The organism is Prosthecobacter sp. (genome assembly GCF_020439865.1).
Classification (GTDB): domain Bacteria; phylum Verrucomicrobiota; class Verrucomicrobiia; order Verrucomicrobiales; family Verrucomicrobiaceae; genus Prosthecobacter.
Window position 1 is genome coordinate 1 of sequence record NZ_JAGRPF010000065.1, and the last position, 2,445, is coordinate 2,445.

General features: G+C 60.4%; 5 protein-coding genes. 2 read left to right on the forward strand and 3 right to left on the reverse strand.

Translation table 11 applies throughout. The features are described from left to right. Positions 1-22 precede the first annotated feature (22 nt). The 3 genes from KDL09_RS06715 to KDL09_RS06725 are packed head-to-tail and all read right to left on the reverse strand — an operon-like array spanning position 23 to position 1,806. The gene (locus KDL09_RS06715) at positions 23-1,030 is read right to left on the reverse strand and encodes an efflux RND transporter periplasmic adaptor subunit (RefSeq protein ID WP_294382990.1); all 1,008 of its coding nucleotides are present in this window, start codon (positions 1,028-1,030) and stop codon (positions 23-25) included. A 30-nt stretch (positions 1,031-1,060) separates the two neighbouring features. Further along, positions 1,061-1,267, reverse strand: coding sequence for a DUF2892 domain-containing protein (locus KDL09_RS06720; RefSeq protein WP_294382992.1), 207 nt, complete (start codon positions 1,265-1,267; stop codon positions 1,061-1,063). A gap of 41 nt (positions 1,268-1,308) precedes the next feature. Then, positions 1,309-1,806: a hypothetical protein gene (locus KDL09_RS06725; protein WP_294382994.1), complete on the reverse strand. Its 498-nt coding sequence runs from the start codon at positions 1,804-1,806 to the stop codon at positions 1,309-1,311. 69 nt (positions 1,807-1,875) lie between these two features. On the opposite strand from KDL09_RS06725, the gene KDL09_RS06730 reads away from it, so the two are divergent. After that, positions 1,876-2,226: a metalloregulator ArsR/SmtB family transcription factor gene (locus KDL09_RS06730; RefSeq protein ID WP_294382996.1), complete on the forward strand. Its 351-nt coding sequence runs from the start codon at positions 1,876-1,878 to the stop codon at positions 2,224-2,226. A gap of 10 nt (positions 2,227-2,236) precedes the next feature. Further along, a partial coding sequence (locus KDL09_RS06735; RefSeq protein WP_294382998.1) for a hypothetical protein occupies positions 2,237-2,445 on the forward strand: 209 nt, incomplete at its 3' end.

Below are 2,445 nucleotides of genomic sequence, written 5' to 3' on the forward strand. Positions count from 1 at the left end.
AGATGGCTGGGTGAAGGCTCGCTCATGGCTGGATCGTCACGGGTTGGCCATCGGCGATTTTCGTCACGTCGCTGATCACGACCTGCTCGCCTTCTTCGAGACCAGAAAGAATCTCAACCTGGCCGTCGAGCGATTTGCCGGTCTTCACCAGACGCAGCAATGCTTTGCCATCCTTGACGACGAACACGAGTTCCATCTGCCCGCGTTTCATCACGGCGCTCTTGGGAACGAGCAGCAGCTTCACTTCCGCCACGGGCACCGAAACGCGACCGAACTGGCCGGTGCGCAAGCCGTCCGCCTTTGGCAGATCGAGCTTCACCTGAAACGTGCGGCTCACAGGATCGGCCACAGGTGCGATCTCGCTCACGACGGCTTCCAGCGAACTCGAAATGGAGGCGACCTTCACCTGCATCTTGGCACCCATCGTGACGCGATCGAGAATCGCCTCTGGCAGATCGGCTTCGAAGCGCAGTGCGGTCGGAGCTTCGATCTCGAGCAAAGGCTTGCCTGGCATCGCGAGATCGCCCACATCGGCGAGCTTGCGCGTGACCACGCCATCGAAGGGCGCGGTGACTTTGGCATAGCCGAGCATCGTTTCGGCCTCGCTCACGGCGGCGGTCGCCACTTTGACGCGAGCATCGGCGGCGTCGTAGTCCTGACGTGTGGTCGCGTTGCTGGCGATGAGCTGCTTCTGGCGGTCAAAGTCACGATTGGCCTGGTCGAGCATCGCCTTGGCCTGATCGACCTTCGCCTGAATCTCCTGCACGTCGAGCCGCGCAAGCAAATCGCCCGCCTTCACCATCGCGCCAGGCGTGGCGGTGTACTCAAGCACACGCCCGCTGACCTTGGCCTCGACCATGGCACGCAGTTTCGAGCGCACCGTTCCCACGACTTCCTCGGTGGCCGTGTGAGGCTGCCATTTGGCCGCCTGCACTTTCACGGGGACGCTGGGAAGATCCGGGCCCGCGTGTTGTGCCGGGTCGTGTTTGCCACAGGCAGCGAGGAATAAGATCGGGAGAAGTCGTTTCATGGCGTGGGATGGATACGGCATTGACGCTGCTCAGGACTTTGAGCAGCACGAGCCGCCCACGCCAAGCTTTTTGAGCACCATTTCCGCCGGACAGAAGCCGGTGAAGGCGGACTGAAGCAGGTTGGCGCCGACGAAGGCGGTGAACCAGAGCCAGTTCGGACTGACGTAATGTGCCAGAGCGAGGCTGATGAGGATGAAGGTGCCGGCGAGGGCGCGGATGGCGTTTTCGAGTTTCATAGTGGTGGGGATGTCAGGTTTCGGTTTTGGGAGGGGAAACGTCAGCGGGTCACGGTGTCATGCTTCTTGTCATGCTCGCTCCAGCCGTGCGCGGCAAAGGCGGAAACGACCTTGGCGTGATTCTGCGCGATCTTGACGGCATTTGCTGTGCGCCCCTTGACGGTCATGCGCACACCTTTGTCCGTGGTGGTGAATTGATGGTCCATTTCACCGTAGTGGTCGCAGTATTCGGCGAAGGCTGGATCCCAGCGACGCACGCTCAGGCCTTCGCCGAGGCGGGCCTGCATTTGCTTCACATGCTTCTTCAAGGCGGCTGCGATCTTGGGATCGTCGCTCTCAGTGACAGCGGTGTAACCGTCTGGAGTGAGGTTCAGTTCACGATGGACTTTGTCATGCCCGACAAACAGGGCGTGGATCTGCTCACGGGCCTCGGCTGGCATGCCCGGCCCGCCGCGCTGCTGCGCGCAGGAGGTGGAACAGGCCGTGGCGATGGTGACTGCAATCAGGAACAAGGTTTTGGTGGACGAAGTGGTTTTCATGGTGTTCTCTTATTCAACTGTATGAGTCTATACGCATATAGTCGATGTCTGCAAACCCTTTTTAACATCATGCCCGCCGCACGAAAAAAATCCCTGCCGCCGGTCACCGATGAGGCGCTCTCTTTGATCGCCTCATGGTTCCGCACGCTCTCCGAGCCCAGCCGCCTGAAAATCCTGCGCGCCCTTGAGGAAGGCGAAAAGAACATCTCCGAGATCGTCGAGGCCACCGGTCTCACCCAGGCGAATGTCTCCCGCCATGTGCAGTCCCTCGTCGATGCCGGCATGGTGGGCCGGCGCAAGGAGGGCCTGACCGTCATCTGCTTCATTGACGATCCCAGCATCACTGACCTCTGCGACAATGTGTGCAGCAACCTGCTGAAACGCCTGTCCAACCAGGTGAAGAAACTCAGCGGTTCGTAACCGCAACCTCATGTTCATTCGCTTCATGATCTGGACGATTCTCATTCTCGCCGTCGTTGTTGGCGGCTGGTATTGGTATGAAGGCGGCTGGGACCGCCAGCTTTTCACAGCCGCTCCCGGCTGCGTATGCGCCAACCTCAACGCCGGTCAGGCGAATGCCTGGCTGCGCGAGCATCCCGAGACGCAGGTGCTCGATGTGCGATCCACCGGTGAGTTCGA